Raw genomic sequence first — 16168 nt, forward strand, 5'->3', positions numbered from 1 at the left:
CGTAAGCCAGCAGCACCAGGAATGCTGCCGGCCGAGAGGTCAACGTGCCAATTGAGGTGAGCACGCTCGTGATCGGGTGATTTGCCATCATCAAGAACTTTCGACTGCAACGCGGGTTCCCATTCTTGGGCCAAGCTCGCGAACGTGCTTGAAGGGTTTTGCCGCAAGCTGATCCGACATCTTGGGCGGCCACAGTTTTGGACGAAGCCGGAACTTGGCGACGATGGTCGGATGCGCTGGCGTGAAGGTGTCGTTCCACGGCAGATATGAAGCCTTCTTCATGTGTGGCGGAACCTTCGGCGTCGTGCAGCTTTACGTTCTTTAGGTGGAGATCATGAGGGGAGATGTAGCTCGTCTTCGCTGGCGTGGTGGTGTGCAGCACGCGGGCGAGCGCGCGGTGACACCACTCTGATGTCCGCGCGAAGAAATGGATCGCTAGCTTGCCGCCTTCGACCCGCGGACAGTCGTACCATCCTAATGGTCCGACACTCGGCGATTCTCGGAACGTGACTACTTGGGGCGAGGTATGGCACGCGATACAACCTGACCTGAGCTTTTGAGCCCGCTCGATATTAAGGAGGTAACCCCTTGCCAGGTGAGACGATACTGCCGAACAGATCAGGTTTCGATCTCTCCGTGTTGTTCAAGGTGCTGGAACGACGGGACGATCTCACGGCCCAAGACCGGGCAGTACTTAAGGACGGCCCCTGGCGCGTGCGTGACTACGAAGTCGACGACGAAATCGTCGTGGAGCACTCCGAACCCAAGGAGAGCTGCGTTATCGTCTCGGGGATCACGGGAAGAAATGTCACCTTCGCCGACGGCAGGCGTCAGATAACGGCCCTCCACATTCCAGGCGACTTCGTTGATCTGCATGCATTCCTGTTGCACGTTATGGACCACAACGTCGTTGCTTTGGCGCCAACTCGCATGGCGTTCATCGGGCATGATACGCTGCATCGGATCACTGAGACCCACCAGCATCTGTTCCGCGTGCTGACAACGGTATTGGCGGTGGATGCCGCCATTCAGAGGGTTTGGATCGCGTGCCTCGGGCGCCGGTCCGCAGAGGCCCACCTGGCGCACATCATTTGCGAGATGTTCCTGCGTATGGAGGTCGTCGGCTTGACCCGGGAATGGTCATTCGAATTTCCTGTCACGCAAAGCATGCTGGCGGATACGGTGGGGCTGTCGATTGTCCATCTCAATCGGACGCTTATGGCATTGCGCCGTGCTGGCCTTATCACCTGGCAGCGTAAGGTCGTGACCATCACGAACTGGGATCGCTTGGTGCGAGCCGCCGAGTTCGACGCGACTTATCTCAACCTTCGCAAAGAGCCGCGATAGAGACTTTTACTCGCGTGCTTCGTCACCTCCCAGCAGCAATGATGGCCCAAGCAATGGCGCACGGCACGCTCGGCTTGAGAGGCAGGTGGAGGACCCCAACGGGCAAATTGCCGACGCACTCCTCAACCACCTCGGCCCGTGCACAATCGTGCTAACGGATAGTGCTTCGGCCGCACGGCAGGCGATTTTCTTCAGGCTCCTCTGCTGCAATTGAACCTATCCGGGCGGCCCTCAAGCACGCGATCCGCGGTGTTCATGCATCTTGGGCTAAGGGATCTGATGCGTCTGGCGCCGATTAAAGCGGTCAGTTTGGAACTTTTCATCCCCACAAGCGTTCGAAGGGGCTTGTGGGGACGGGGTGCCAAATGAAGCAAGGGATTCTTCCTGCTCAAGTCGACGAGGTAGCCTCTCTCTCGGAGGTTCCCGATCCGATACTCACCAATGAGTTTGAGGATTTCTTCGAGAATGCCGCCATCGCACTTCACTTCGTCGGGAAAGATGGCACCATCCTGCGTGCCAATCGCGCGGAATTGCAAATGTTGGGATTCACGGCCGACGAATATGTAGGCCGCAACATTCGCGATTTCCACGCAGATCAGGTTGCTATTGGAGACATATTGGACCGCCTGTCCCGGCGGGAGGAACTTAAAAACCACCGCGCCCGGCTGCGTGCCAAAGATGGCTCGACCCGCTGGGTGGAGATAACCTCCAACGTTCGCGCATTGGGTGACCGCTTCCTCAATACCCGCTGCATCACCATCGATGTGACTGAAACGGTCAAGGCGCAGGAGCTTATCCGCGAACAGGAGCGGCGCCTTGCCATCACCTATGAGAACGCTGCCGCTGGTATTGTGGAAGCAAACGCCGAAGGCCAACTGCTGCGGGTAAATTCCCATCTGTGTGACCTTTTGGGCTACACGCAGGATGAGCTGATTGGACGATCGATTTTTGACCGCACCTTTCCCGCCGATGCTGAAGCAGATCGCGAGCAGTATCGACGGCAAGTGGCTGGCGAGATCGACAGCTACACACTTGAAAAGCGATTTGTTCGCAAGAATGGATCAGTTTTTTGGGCTGTTGTGAATTCGTCGAGCGTTCATGACTGCGACGGGTCATTTCGATACGCTGTACGTGTCCAGCACGATATCAGCGAGCGCAAGCGGGTTGAGGCGGCGCTTGCCAAACGTGCCGAGGAACAGGGTGCGATACATCGATTCACCGAAATGCTGCAGCATGCGCGCACGCAAGAGGATGTGTATGCGCCGGCGCTCGATGCAATCCAACGTGCGCTCCAATGCCAGCGTGCTTCGATATTGCTGTTGGATAAAAACGGGCGCATGAAGTTTGTGGCTTGGCGTGGCCTGTCCGACACTTACCGCGTAGCGGTGGAAGGACACTCGCCTTGGTCAGCGGAGAGCCAAGATCCGCAGCCGATCTGTGTTGACGATGCACACCAAGCGGATTTGCCGGAAGAATTGAAACAAGCGATCCAGACTGAGGGCATTGGTGCGGTCTACTTCATTCCGATCACACAAGGTGGACGGCTTCTGGGCAAATTCATGGCCTACTTCGACCAGCCTCAAGAGCACTCGGAACAGCAGATTGAAACGGGTCGGACCATCGCTCGTCAGCTCGGTTTCGGTATCGAACGCATAAAGGGCGAAATTGCTGCTCAAAGGCTGGCAGCAATCGTGGAGTCTTCCCATGACGCGATCGTCAGCAAGGATTTGAATGGGATCATTTTGACATGGAATCGCGGGGCTGAGCGCCTGTTCGGCTATTCGGCCTCGGAAGTGCTCGGCAAGCCGATCACGATCATCATCCCTCCGGATCGGCTGCAAGAGGAGCCGCTCATCCTGGGTCGAATACGCAAGGGCGAAATTGTCGATCATTTCGAAACAGTCCGGCGCCACAAGGATGGGTCGCTAGTGGACATTTCTCTGACTATATCGCCTGTCCGAGACGCAGCGGGCCGTATCGTTGGCGCCTCCAAAATTGCCCGGGATATAACTGCGCAGAAAATTGCGGAAGCAAAGGTGCGCGACAGTGAACGTCACCTTCAGGATCTTCTCGCGGCCATCCCTGCTGCAATCTACACGACCGATGAGCAAGGCAAGATCACCTATTTCAATGAGGCAGCGGTCGAACTCGCCGGCCGCACGCCGGTGATCGGCAGTGATGAATGGTGCGTCACCTGGAAGCTCTATTGGCCAGATGGAACGCCACTTCCTCACGACCAGTGTCCAATGGCTGTTTCCCTTCGTGAAGGGCGGCCGGTCCGGGGAGTTGAGGCGATTGCCGAGCGGCCGGACGGCACGCGGATTCCATTCATTCCCTATCCGACGCCGATGCGGGATGCAGCTGGAGCAATTGTCGGCGGCATCAACATGCTGGTCGACGTCAGCGAGCGCAAGCAAGCTGAGACACAACAGCGGATCCTGCTTAACGAACTCAACCATCGCGTTAAGAACAACATGATGATGTTGAAGTCCTTGCTTTCGGTAGCGGCCAGGACCAGTCAAAATTCGGAGGCTCGCAAGACGCTCGACGAGGCGAGCAAGCGAGTGGCAACCATGGCTGCGGCTCAACGTGTTCTCTACGACACCCCAGACGCATCCAATTTCAGCGCGCCACTTTTTCTCGGGGCCATTTGCGAAACGACAAAGCAGGTGTTTCCAGCGAACGTCCAACTCATTTGCGACGCCGATCCCATCCAGTTGCCCAACGATATCGCGATGCCGCTTGCGCTCATACTCAATGAGCTTTTGGTCAATGCCGTCAAACATGGATCTGCGGGCAAGGCAAGCATCATTCGGGTTGGGATCAAGCAGCACGGTCAAAAGCAGGTGTTGACGGTAGAGGATGAAGGTTCAGGTTTCGATCTGAGGGCGGTGCGTCCTTCCTCGTCAGGTTTGCGGTTGGTTGAGGGGTTGGCGCGACAGATTGGTGGGATTTTCGAAGTTGAGCGAGATCCGTCTCGTTGCATCGTGATTTTTTCTCAGGCTCCCGGGGAGAACGGCTTTGACCTTAAAAACGGCAATGTTTGAGACAGGCCGAACGGGGGAGTCGAACCAGCCATTCAGACCTCAGTTGGTTTTCTCCAGAGATGATGGGATTGGAGCAGAAGCGAGAATTTCCGGCAAACCATGCATCATGATCGTCGAAGACGACTACCTCATAGCCCTCGATGTCGAGGCTAGTCTTAGCGATGCCGGTTTTGTGTTGGCTGGGATAGCCAGCACAGCCGAGGAGGCGATCATAATTGCGCGCTCGGCTCAGCCTGCGATTGCCCTGATGGATATCCGCTTGCTTGGCAAGCGGGACGGAATTGACGCAGCGTTGGAACTCTACCGGGACTTCGGCATACGGTGCATCTTCGCAACCGCGCACGCTGACCGCGACGTAAAGCTTCGAGCCGAAGCGGCAAGACCACTCGGCTGGGTTCAGAAACCCTACTCTACGGCGATGCTCATCGAAGCCATCCAAAACGGTTTGCAGGAGCTCGACAACAAAGGCTGAGCGTCACAGCCGGCAGCCAGTGCTGGCGAAGCCCTGGCTTTGAAATTAACGGACGTAATCTTCGTTGCTATCGCGAATTGGTACGCTCCAAGCTGGCCGGCTGATCGATTGCGACTGTACGCATACAGACCACCGGATCCATTTTGCCTGGCCTGACAACCCAGGAGGCCTGGTATCAGGCCAATAGCATGGGCCTGCAATCATACCGGGTTTGGTTAGATACCATAGTGCCGACAAATCTCTCCGTCACTTCGACCGAAGTCCGGCTTCGGGCCGTGGCCATGGAACTGCCGAAGGGCATCGGCACACCACGGCAGCGCGATTGGCTACTCGGAGTATGTCGCAGGGATTTCCGATGTGAGCTTCTTCGGCGAAGCCGCCAAACGCTGTCTCGACATCGTGCACGCAAACACGCCCGCATGGAAGGACACCTTACGATGGACGTCGCAGAGTGGGTTAGCCAATCTCCCGACCGTCAATATCGGCCCGTGGTGGCGCGACTACCATAGATCGCTGGAGAGGCTGCACACCGGCTATGCGCGTTCGATGTCCTGCCCGTCTCTCGGCGATGTCTGCTCCAGGACTGCTCGCCCTCTTCCTGACCGGCGCTTTTTCGGTCGGCAGTTAGAGCTCGGGGCCGTTCGGCACGGAGCCGCTCTTCTTGAACGGATGCCATCGACGACCGCTTTCCAGACGCAAGCGAAGGTGCTCCCGCTGCCCGACCTGAACGTCGCGGACCGTCAGTCGGAAAGGACCGACGCATCCGGCTCGGCTGCTAGCCGAGCGTGCGAATCGGAACCAAAGTTTGAGGAGCAAGTTTGGCCGTGAACGCCGAAGTTTGGCACAACCATCCAAGGAAGGAGAAGCCGATGAAAGCGCAATGCGGGCCGGCGGCAGTTTGCCGCTGCTTTGGTTTTGTTGAGCTTGCCGGCGATGGCCCAGACGAGCGGGACACCGGACCTTAAGCTGCCAACGCAGCAGTCTGGATCCACGCCGCCCCCCGGCCCCACCGGACATATCGACGACCAGACGCGTGAAATGATGCGCCAGATGATAGACGAGATGTTGCAGGAAAAGCTGCAGGGAGATGGCGGTCCCGAAGGAGGACCTCCGCACCGCAAAGGTTGGCACCGGGACATCGCACAAGGGCCTCGCGAGGCGGGCAGGATATCTCGAAAGGCTGATCGCATGGGGCCCCGCATGATGTACTTTGCCCGTATGCAAATAATGTTTGCGATAATGGACGCCGACGGCGATGGAGCCCTTTCGCACAGCGAGATCCAGGATGTGATCGGGCGGATATTTGACGCCGTCGACGAGAACGGCGATGGCAGGATTGACCTCGAGGAGATTCAATCCTTCTCACAGGGTCGTGGAGGTGGAGACATGCAGTAGCGCCCAAAGGGGCGCCTGGCTCCTGTTCCTGGCCGCCATACTCGCCCGACCTCAACCCGATCGAGATGGCCTACTCAAAACTCAAGGCGCACCTGCGAAAGAAGGCGGCCAGAACCTTCGACACGCTTTGCGAGGCTCTCGGCGATATCTGCCACCTGTTCGAGCCAGCCGAATGCAGAAACTTCTTCAAAGCGGCCGGATATGAGGCCGATTAATCGCGACACGCTTGAGGCAGAAAAATTGCGCGGGCGCCAAAGCTGTCCGGTCTCGGCCCGCCAAGTCCCGGGAACATGGCCGCGAAGAGGACCATTTGTTCACCTGACCTGCGGCGGGAGGTGGCCATGCGCGGCCTGCGGCAGCTCTCTTTTGGCATGAGAAGCCCGGTCACAGGTGCTTGAACCGCGAGCGGCAAGGACGGCTGATCAGGCGATGAGGCGGAGAGATTCGGACGTTCCCCTCAATCCGCCATGCCGGCCTCATGGGGTACTATTGCGTCGAGGATTGCGTTGTACAAACTGACGGTATCTTCCTCGATTTCTGTGCTGCTGATGCCAGCCGCTTTCGCATCCGAAAAAAGCTTCTGGGTGAGTTGGGCAACCGAGGTGACATCCGCCCCGACTGTTTCCGGGACGTTGCTTGATATCCATTTGTGAAGGAAGTTGGTTCCACGCGTGCTCATCGAGAAAACAACCACCAGATGAACAGCGCGCAAGCCCCAACCACAACCGCTGAGACCGCTATCAAAATGCCCCTGCCGTTCTGCCATCCGGGCGGCGGCGGAGGCACCACCTTTTCAGGCTTGGTTCGATCGTCCATTCCGCAACAAGCTGCGGGGAGATCTTAGGTTCCGCTAATCCCGTTTCGCGGAAAATAACTTGCCATGGCTGCCACACATTCAATTTTTCACTCCAGCGAAAGAACCGCCTTTTTCAGCCTTCGGCTCCGACCTGCAGGAGGTGCTAAGGCCGGGTCAGTGAGAACAGCACGCCTGGCGATTTGCTCGCGTCGGCATACCGGCGATTTCTGGCCGCGAACCGCGTATTGCTTGAACACCTGACGTCCCTAGTTGCGGTCTCTCAAAAACCTCGCCTCCCGCAGCAATGAATTCCAATCGGGGCCGATGAGCTTGATCAGGTCACGCGCCTGGCGTTCCGAGATGCCGACTTCTTTAGCCAGCCGCCGAGCAAGAAGCCGCATGCCCTCGTCTTCGCGTTCGCTGCCGTCATCTTCCATCGAAACCTCCTACGGCCGAACGTGGCAGCGCTGGTTTGGTTTCGCCAGGCAAAAAAAACCGCCGGCCGGAGCAAGCGGGCGGATTGTATTGACGAATTTGGGCCGCCCTTCTTGACGAGACGCATCACCGCCACAGAACTACCAAATGACTTCAAGGATCGACGCAACTCGCGACCTAATGCTTTCGGATACCGCCGACCTAGTTGCTGCTGCAAGTGCGGCCCGGGAACTCTATGGCCCAGACGCGGCAACGGCAGTGGTCTACTGCGCCATGGAAGCACATTTCGCTGGGCGGACGGCCGATTTTCTTTTCTGGTTTGATGTTTTTCGCGACCTGATTAAGCCCAAAGCTCAATGAAGCGGCGTGAATAAAGGGCGAGGTAGGAGGCCGTTTGACCGCGCGTCCTGGCCGTCTGGAATCCGTTTGGAGAACGGCAAGGACATACTCCTGGAACTGATTGGGAATGGCCGAAGGAGCCGCGCTCGCTGGCAGCGAAGGCATCCCCCGATGAGAAGTAGCGCGGCCAACACGAAGCTCTATCGCCGCGCATCACCCGACCTGACGCCAGAACATGGACGGCGTGCCATCGATGCCCGCGGATTAACTATCGAACTACGCGGATTATTGTCGGATCAGAAGCAATGACCGCCAGAACCTGCTCGTTGCAAAAGAGGCGAAAGGCTGCCGCCTACGCAAACTGAGGAGCCCTGCAATCTGGTCGACGCCGATTACATCACGGCGCAAGCGGGGTGGCGCGAACCCGCACACTCGGATGCGGCTAGAGTTCCGGGTTTTCGGCAATTTGCTGGCGGATATCGGGAAAGGCATTGAAAAGGGCCCAGCGTCCCCGTCTGGAGATGCCAGAAGCTCTTTTATAGACGCGGGTGGACGCCCGCATTGCCACAGCCCGGCCCTGTTCAGCCTGTCGTGGGTCCACTGAGGAAAACCGCCACCCGCGCTGGATCCGGTGATCCCAATTGCCGGCAAACTGGTCGATAGGGTTAAAGCTATGGCGCAGCATTGTTGGATATCGCCCGCCGATTTAACCCGGGCCGCGTCTGACACTTAGCTGACTGCGCGCAGGCGCCGAGACCGAACAAAGAGTTGTAGTCCCTCGGAATCCAACGCATGGCCGAAGGCATAGCCTTGCAGTATGTCGCAGCCCAAATCTCCAAGCATCCGTGCGTGCTGCATCGTCTCGACACCTTCTGCTATAATCTCGATACCCAGGGACTTGCCGATCTCAATGATCGACGACACAACCTGCCTTCGTTGCGGAGATTTGACGATTGGAATGATCAGCTGCCGATCTATTTTCAACCGGCGGGGCTGTAGCTTGAGCAGGCTGACTATAGAGGCATAGCCCGTGCCGAAATCATCTATCTCTATATCGATGCCGAGTTCCTTTATTTGATTGACGTTCCATGCAATCAAATCATCGCTGCCATCCAGGAAAATAGACTCAACAAGCTCGAACGAAACCGTTCCCTTTTTGATATCTAATTTCCTTAAGCTCTTTATGAGTTCTTCGTCATGAAGACGTCGCGCGGAAACGTTGACCGATACCCGTGGTATATGGAGATTTGCATTGGACCACTTTGCAAAATCTGAAAGTGATTGATTCAGTATGGATCGATCGATCATCGAGACGACATTTAACTCGTCGGCAATCCTTAGGAAGGCATCCGGCGCTAAAATTCCCCGCTTTGGGTGTCTCCATCGCGCAAGCGCCTCGACGCCGACGATTTCGAGGGTTTTTGCATTAAATTGAGGCTGGTAGAAGGCTATGAACTCATTGCGCTCCAGGCCGCCGAGAACTTCGTCGGCAATCCGCTTCGTGTCGACGATCTCGCTTTGCATCACCTCGGTGAAGAAATCATATCGGTTGCGCCCACGCGTCTTTGCCTGGTAAAGCGCGATGTCGGCATTCACCAGCAGATGCTTGCCTTCGATGTCATTGTCGTTCTCGACTGCAATCCCCACGCTAGCACCAAAGCGGCAGCGGTGGCCGTGGTAGTAAACAGGTTCGCTCATCTTGCTGATGATGTCGTCAGCCAGCAGCCCCAGTTGCTTAGTATGCTGCACAGTGCACAGGACCACGAATTCGTCGCCGCCAATACGAGCGACGAAGCCGCCCTCCCCTACCTTGGATCGCAGCACGGTAGATGCGTGAACCAGCATCGCGTCACCCGCGGCGTGGCCAAGTGTATCATTGATGTGCTTGAACCGATCGAGGTCGATGTGAAGCAGGCCCACATGACCGCAGTCTCGCCTAGCTTTTGCTACGAAGTCTTTCAGTACCTGGTCGAGGTAACGACGGTTGGGCAAACCCGTCAGAGAGTCGTGAAGTGCGATATGCTCTATGCGCGCCTTGGCAGACTCGAGTTCTGCATTTTTCGTCTCCGACAGCTGTTTTGCGCGAACCAGGTCGCTGTTGAGCAGGACGTCGGCCGTTACATCCCATTCCGCGCCAATCATCTTGGGCGTCTCGTTTGGGGCTTGGTATATGGTGGCCTTGGATCGGACGTAACGAATTTCACCACCTGGACGGACAATCCGGTACTCCGACGAATATGTTCCGCCGCTGGCCACAGCACTGTTGAAATCTGCGTTGGCGCGGGCCAGATCCAGGGGGTGAATTGCGCCCGCCCAATCCGAATAGCCGCGAGGACCTCCATCGCTGGGCTTGCCATATATTTCGTTCACGCGATCATCCCACGACAGGTCATTGGTCGCGAGATCATGTTCCCAAACGCCAATGGCTGACGCCTCCAGAGCAAGTTCTAGGCGTCGGGACAATCGACGCAGTTCCGTATAATTGCGCTGCCTTTCACTAAGCAGCCGACCTGCTACCAGGAATGGGATCAGGATCAGCGCCCCGGCCGCGGCCATGATGGTACGCAAGAGCCAAGCGTTGCTGGGGGTCGAAGGCCAGCCGTTTTTGGGGACGGCTGCGATCTGCCACGAACCGGACGGAAGCAGAACTTCGGCCGTCACCGGATTGCTTTTGCGGATGTCTGCAGAGCCAAAAAATTGAACTCCGCTTGGGCCAAGGGCATCTTTCCCTATGAGCGCGATATCAATCCCGAGATCATCGTCAAACAGGCCGCTCGCCTTGTAAAGGCGCTGCACATCGACGACCGCGGATATGATGCCCCAAAATCTTTCACTGTTGCCCGCACTCGACACGAAAACCGGAAAACGGCCGATGAAGCCCTGGCCTCCTTGCTTCAGGTCGACGGGGCCGGCAAGAATCAACTTGCGCTCGTCTCGCGCCCTTAGCGCGGCCTTGCGTTGCCAATCATCCTTGCGGTAGTCGAGGCCCATCGCCTTCTCGTTGCCCTTCAGCGGATACAACAAGGAAACGACCAGATCGGGCGCGCCGGCAATGTTGTTCAATTGTGAGTTTTCGCTGAACAGGTTTCTCGCGAGAGAAGCAAAGCGTTGCTGTCCCATATAGGGTTCCGTCACGACCGTCGCGACCAGTCCATGCACAAGTTGGAGGTTTCCGCTGATGTTACCTTCTAGCTTGGCGCGAATTAGATTTACCTTGACCAGGACATCCGCGCGGGCGGCTTGGTCCGAAACGATTTTGTTTTGATGGTCCGCATACGCTGCGCTGATGGCAATAACCAAGACCGCCATGGCGGCCGGAATATTCACCGAAGAAAAAACGGCATCCTTCATCCCGCCGAACCTAGCGCCGAAAAGGGGCAATGGGGTCGAACTCCCTGTGTGGTTCCGGTGTTCGGATGGACTCGTGCTACAATACTAGCGTTGATTGCTTAATTTTAGACTTCACACTTCTGAAAACTTTGCACTTCCGACGGTGATGTCATCTCGGGTCGACGCCGGTCCCCTCGACGTTTTCACGCTGCCGACGACACCGATGACAACACTGATATTGATGGGAATCGTCGACAAGCGACTTCGTCACCTGCCCTGACCGCAATCAGAGAAGACAGGCGAAACGGCTACAAACGGCACGAACCTGGGCTGCTGCCAACCCCTTACAAGCCGCGCTACACGGCGCGGCTGGCCTATACGCAAGATTTAGAAACGGCTACGCTCAAGCTGAGGGCGTTCGCCTAGCAAACCAGATCGCCGTCGAAAGCCCGACCAGCCGGTGCTCGGCAGGCGGGTGCCTTCGACTGCGCGTCGTAGCAAGAGCCCTGTGCTCGGAAAGAATCCTGATCGCAGGCGACAGTCGTTTAAGCGGGATCATACCGTCACATGGATTTAGGAGCAGCGAGATATGGGATCATACCGACGCTCCGCTTCGTCGCGCCGATGGAATAGGCCATCGGAATCCTGGGAGAGTTCTTTGGCAAGCCGTACATATTCTTGCCGGCCCTCACCGCAAATGAAAAGTGCTGCCACGAAACCGTGTCATGCTCATTCAGAAAATCGAGCGTGAGCCCAGCTGAAATCAGGGCGTTCACGACATCGCTGATGGGATGAATCCACTCATAGTAGCGAGGATGCTTCAAGCGCCGGTCGTCGCCGGTATAGGTAAGTTCCTCGTTCCAGGCGAGCGGCTGAGCTATGGGTGTTCGCCAGTCGTGCTTCAACTCGAGTGCCGCGGCCTTGCGATCACACTGGAACATTAACGGATGGCCCTCAGCCATATAGAGCCGACCGCCGGGTCGCAGGAGATCGGCAACCACTCGCGCCCACCGGCCCACGTCGTCGAGCCAGTTTACCGAACCCCAAGTCACGTAAGCGACGTCAAAGGTCCGGCCAAGCGCTTCGACTGCCTCGAATAGCGGCGCTTCCACGAAGCGCACATCAGTGCCTGCCTTGGAAGCGAAATCCCGCGCAGCGGCGATGGCAGTCGGTGAAAAGTCGAGGCCGGTCACGCTGCGCGCGCCGAGATTTTTCAAGCTGATCGTGTCGAGCCCAATGTGACATTGTAGATGGATGATATCCTTGCCGACAATATTACCGAGCTCGCTCGTCTCAAGCTCATAGAGATTGGATCCCCCTGCCAGCACGTTTTCGATCTGGTAGCTGCCCGTTGTGTCAGTCGAATGCAGTTCGGCCCGATCATCCCAATTAAGGCGGTTCGTACCCAGAAACGATTCCACACCCCCTCCGATCGTCAGCGCTTGCTGATGCTTGGTAAACAAATGCTTAATATCTTTGCAGCGAAAGGGCCGTGCGTCAATCTGAGGTCGGCGGACGATGTGCCAGTTCGCGAAGCCTATAATCGCGGAGACAGCGGCGGGGTCTGAGGGAAGGTGTAGGTTGCTCGAACTGAGTTGATGATGATGCAGGCAGTTGCCGACCGCTCGCCTGGCAGTAGTTCTGCAAGCTCGGAAGAGAGCGCCAGCTGCATGCTTAACGAGGGAACAGTTTCCGCTCGTCTGCGACGACCCGCGCGGACCTGATCGGATCGGGTCGGTTTGCCTCATCAACAGCCCATCTGAGTGCCCCTCATGCCAACGAGCATCACATGATCGATTTCGGCAAGTCGGCAACGGAAGTGCTCGGATCTGAACGGGCAGCGTAGGCACGGTTCTCGCCGCCCGTCGATCAGCCCACGCTACCAGAGCTCCAACGGCGATCGCGGTTTACAGCATCGTTAACTCGCCATCGACCACGTATTGCCTGCCGGTCACATCTGCAGCAGCATCCGACAGCAGGAACCACGCGAAGGCTGCGGTCTTCGCCTTCTGGGGGGCCGAGAAAGTCGGCAGCATCCCCGGAACTTGCACTCAGCATGTCGTCTCGGGAACACGAACCCCGGTTCCGCAACGCGAGCCCAGTTCGTCCCCGCGGCTACCAACCTCTACCCTGGCACGCCCCACGGCGGCATGCGCATCCCCTGAAACCTATGGTGCTCGGAGGTTCGGCATCGCAGTTGGGGAATTGAATATTGCCAAGTGAAAGGTCGTGCCGATCTGCCGGGTCGCGGGTGCCGAGGGTGCCACATCTCTTAGATAGAGAGGTCGATCCAGGCGGCTGCAACCGCGGTCTGCTAGTGGCGTCCGTCAAGAACCATGCGAGGCATGGCCGGGCCTCGCCTTGATTCCCGAGCCCGCCTCGCCATTTTGTACCTGCGTCGTGCCCTGACTTCATCCTCCGCTTGCTTGCGCGATATCTCCACCGTACCGAGCAGCATCTTTTCTGGCATGCGATTGTCGTTTGAATTTCGAGTGGCCGCCATATTGGTTCTCCGTTGTGGAAGCCGAACTTCGACTTGGCGGAAGTGTTCCCTGCGGCGCGGGATCGATGCCTCGGGAGCACTAGTTGACCACCGACGAACAAGATCGGGAAACAGAGCCGCGACGTGGCTGGTGGCGGCAGATCCAGGGCGGGCATATCATAGTTAAATGACGGCGCAGGAGCAGGATGCGATGGGGGTGCTCAGCGGCTCCCCTTAAGCTGCTGAACAAAGGCATCGGCTTGCGGAGGACCACAGCATGCGCATGCATCATCCAGCAGACATCGCCATTTATCCAACCGATCTCGAACTGCTGCAGCGGGTTCTTATCCAGTATTGTTCAGAGAGACGGTGCAGTTTGGATTCCGCCATGGCCAACGACGCAGCATGTGAGCTGATGGCGCTGTTTCAGGCCGGCATCGAGGACGAAGGCGAACTCGAACGCATCATTTCCCGTCATGACATGCCGCTTCGGATGGTGGGGTAGGTGCCCTCCTGCCCGTGTAGTGGGCATGCTGTAGGGTCCAGGCTGCACCGCGCGGCTGGCAGGCTTATCCCACCCGCCCCCGCAACAAGGGCGCCGGCCACCTTGGCTCGGCACGGGTGCGAGCAAATTGTTTGCTAAGAACAGCCATACATCGAGCCTCGGTACCGGGTAGCCTCAATCCATAGTGCGAGGGCAATAGCTGGCGACCGCCCCTTAACTTCCAAATCGCGACCTCGATAGCCGCCAGCCGCGATCCATACTGTCTTTGAACGCTGGTAGATTGTAACGCCCCGTGCGCTCGCCCAAGCGCACAGGTCTGCAAAGTCTCGCTTCATGATTTCCCCACACGCAGCAATCGGAACGCTATAAACTGCGAAGGTGGAGGTATGTTCCACGATGCTAAAAAAGCCCGCCACCTTTCGGCGGCGGGCAATCAGCGGGAACACAGCACTGAATGGGAACAGTGCGAGGGTCCAACATCGCCAGCTCGAAATCGTTCCATGCTTCGGCAGGGATCATATAGCGGTTGCTTGACGAACTTGCCGACGTTCGCCGGAAGTCAAGAATGCCGCTGCGCTCCGCGCGCTTTCCTAGCGGATGAAAGCATAACCGCTAGGCTGCTATGCCAATGACGAGCCCCTTGCGCCGCAGATCGTCGATCTCTGCTTCATGTCTTGGCCGACGCGTTCATTTGCCCTGGCGTTGCCTATTCCACGCCTTGCTCCGACTCAACGCCGATTGCGTCGCCGTCACATAGACCGCACCATGATCCCAATTGTTCGTCTTGTGGGGAGCTTTGACGATGGCCTCTCGGTTATCCCTGTCTTTGTCCTTGCGGGCGCAGGTCTCGGTATATCGGGCGTGAACAGGTGTGAGGCCTGTCGCGTCCGCCAGATCCACTTGGGTAATCGGGAATTCAAAATTCTCGTCAACAATGTCGCCGAAAGCCCGCATGCGCACGAAAATTTCATATATCAGAAATCCAATGCGCGAAAAGGCGTCGCGCCTTCCCTCATCGATAATGCGTTCGCGCAACAGCCCTTCATCCTGAAGCGTGTTCCACCAGAAGGCGAGCGCGATACTAGGGCGGTCGAGAAGCAGTTCCTTCATGCGGGTGCCTGAGATCGGCAAGGCCGGCGTTAAGGGGCACGCAGTGACGAAGCAGGACCTGAAGTTCAGCCAGCGAGATTCGCCGAACAACTTTTCGCGACGAGAGAGGGGGCTGGCAACCCTCCACGGCGGCAGTGCCTACTTGCGGATGATCCAGTTTATCAAGGCGGGTTCGATCTGTTTGCGGTCGGTAAATTCCACGATCAGGCTTGTAGCCAGATCGCGCCATTTGTCTTCCGGCACTTTGGTTTCCAAAACCAGTTTTTTGAACACTTCGCGCAGAATGTCGCAATCAAATGCGGAGATGTCGCTCGGTGCCTTTGCCGCCTGCCCGATAAATTCGGAGCACGATCCCGGCTGGCGATCTTTCTGCTGCTCATGAAGGCGCTTCAAGAGTTGGCGCGAGGCTTCGACGGCCTTCCGGGAAAAGCTCAGGCTCCGGTGAAGTTCGTCAATCTCCAGTCCGGTACGCCGAACACTCAACCGCGCAGCCTCGACCAGCATTCGAGTGGTATCTGTTTGCGTGGCCATCATCGCCATTCCTCCCCAGCGATGTTTGTCCAATCTAGGCACATTTGATGGGTCACTTCAATGCCGACGCCGGCGGAATTCTTGGGTGCCGGCCTGTAGGATCTTAAGGACCAGCCGTTCTTCGTCAGCCATGTCGCTTGGCAGTCAGCCATTCAGAGCGGGGCCGATTGTATGGACGGGCAGCATGATCACCATCGAGCCTGTCGTTTGGGCTACAACGGCTTGCCGAAAACAAGGAACACTCACCAAAACCGCTGCGAACACAAATCATGTACCAGGCTGCCGGCCAAGCCACCATATTAGTACCCGCCACATGAAGCGGGTACTCAATCGACCGGCGATGAAGGGACTGGTGATCGGCGGTCGCCTTACTAATGTG

12 protein-coding genes and 1 pseudogene are annotated in these 16168 nt (G+C 57.4%); 7 read left to right on the forward strand and 6 right to left on the reverse strand.

Annotated features, from left to right (window positions below; all coding sequences use genetic code 11):
* Window positions 1–588 precede the first annotated feature (588 nt).
* From FJ946_RS29660 to FJ946_RS29680, 5 genes and pseudogenes are all read left to right on the forward strand, one after another.
* Entirely contained in the window at window positions 589–1347 is a 759-nt protein-coding gene (locus FJ946_RS29660; protein WP_224656184.1) for a Crp/Fnr family transcriptional regulator, read from the forward strand.
* 365 nt (window positions 1348–1712) lie between these two features.
* The gene (locus FJ946_RS29665; protein ID WP_140523372.1) at window positions 1713–4394 is read left to right on the forward strand and encodes a PAS domain S-box protein; all 2682 of its coding nucleotides are present in this window, start codon (window positions 1713–1715) and stop codon (window positions 4392–4394) included.
* A gap of 106 nt (window positions 4395–4500) precedes the next feature.
* Entirely contained in the window at window positions 4501–4866 is a 366-nt protein-coding gene (locus tag FJ946_RS29670) for a response regulator (RefSeq protein WP_210239475.1), read from the forward strand.
* 933 nt (window positions 4867–5799) lie between these two features.
* A complete protein-coding gene (locus tag FJ946_RS29675; protein WP_140523369.1) occupies window positions 5800–6261 on the forward strand; it encodes an EF-hand domain-containing protein in 462 nt (153 codons plus the stop codon).
* 16 nt (window positions 6262–6277) lie between these two features.
* A pseudogene (locus FJ946_RS29680) lies at window positions 6278–6476 on the forward strand (transposase); the annotation flags it as partial.
* 242 nt (window positions 6477–6718) lie between these two features.
* Here the strand turns inward: FJ946_RS29680 and FJ946_RS29685 are convergent.
* Window positions 6719–6940: a DUF768 domain-containing protein gene (locus FJ946_RS29685; protein ID WP_140523490.1), complete on the reverse strand. Its 222-nt coding sequence runs from the start codon at window positions 6938–6940 to the stop codon at window positions 6719–6721.
* A 383-nt stretch (window positions 6941–7323) separates the two neighbouring features.
* Window positions 7324–7494, reverse strand: a complete 171-nt coding sequence (locus FJ946_RS30925; protein ID WP_181165432.1) for a hypothetical protein — start codon at window positions 7492–7494, stop codon at window positions 7324–7326.
* A 145-nt stretch (window positions 7495–7639) separates the two neighbouring features.
* On the opposite strand from FJ946_RS30925, the gene FJ946_RS29690 reads away from it, so the two are divergent.
* A complete protein-coding gene (locus FJ946_RS29690) occupies window positions 7640–7852 on the forward strand; it encodes a hypothetical protein (RefSeq protein WP_224646616.1) in 213 nt (70 codons plus the stop codon).
* Between the two features lie 708 nt (window positions 7853–8560).
* Here the strand turns inward: FJ946_RS29690 and FJ946_RS29695 are convergent.
* A complete protein-coding gene (locus tag FJ946_RS29695; RefSeq protein ID WP_224656188.1) occupies window positions 8561–11182 on the reverse strand; it encodes an EAL domain-containing protein in 2622 nt (873 codons plus the stop codon).
* A gap of 542 nt (window positions 11183–11724) precedes the next feature.
* Complete coding sequence (locus tag FJ946_RS29700; RefSeq protein WP_224656190.1) at window positions 11725–12624, reverse strand: class I SAM-dependent methyltransferase; 900 nt, start codon at window positions 12622–12624, stop codon at window positions 11725–11727.
* Between the two features lie 1296 nt (window positions 12625–13920).
* Between FJ946_RS29700 and FJ946_RS29705 the strand changes: the two genes are divergently transcribed.
* On the forward strand, window positions 13921–14148 hold the full coding sequence (locus FJ946_RS29705) for a hypothetical protein (RefSeq protein ID WP_140499490.1): 228 nt from the start codon (window positions 13921–13923) through the stop codon (window positions 14146–14148).
* Between the two features lie 687 nt (window positions 14149–14835).
* On the opposite strand, the gene FJ946_RS29710 is transcribed toward FJ946_RS29705, so the two are convergent.
* Window positions 14836–15258 (reverse strand): hypothetical protein, encoded by a 423-nt coding sequence (locus tag FJ946_RS29710; protein WP_140499492.1) that lies wholly within the window; start codon window positions 15256–15258, stop codon window positions 14836–14838.
* Between the two features lie 138 nt (window positions 15259–15396).
* The gene (locus FJ946_RS29715; protein ID WP_140499494.1) at window positions 15397–15792 is read right to left on the reverse strand and encodes a hypothetical protein; all 396 of its coding nucleotides are present in this window, start codon (window positions 15790–15792) and stop codon (window positions 15397–15399) included.
* Window positions 15793–16168: the final 376 nt, after the last annotated feature.

Origin of the sequence: Mesorhizobium sp. B2-4-7 (genome assembly GCF_006442685.1) — a bacterium.
In the GTDB taxonomy this organism is placed as follows: domain Bacteria; phylum Pseudomonadota; class Alphaproteobacteria; order Rhizobiales; family Rhizobiaceae; genus Mesorhizobium.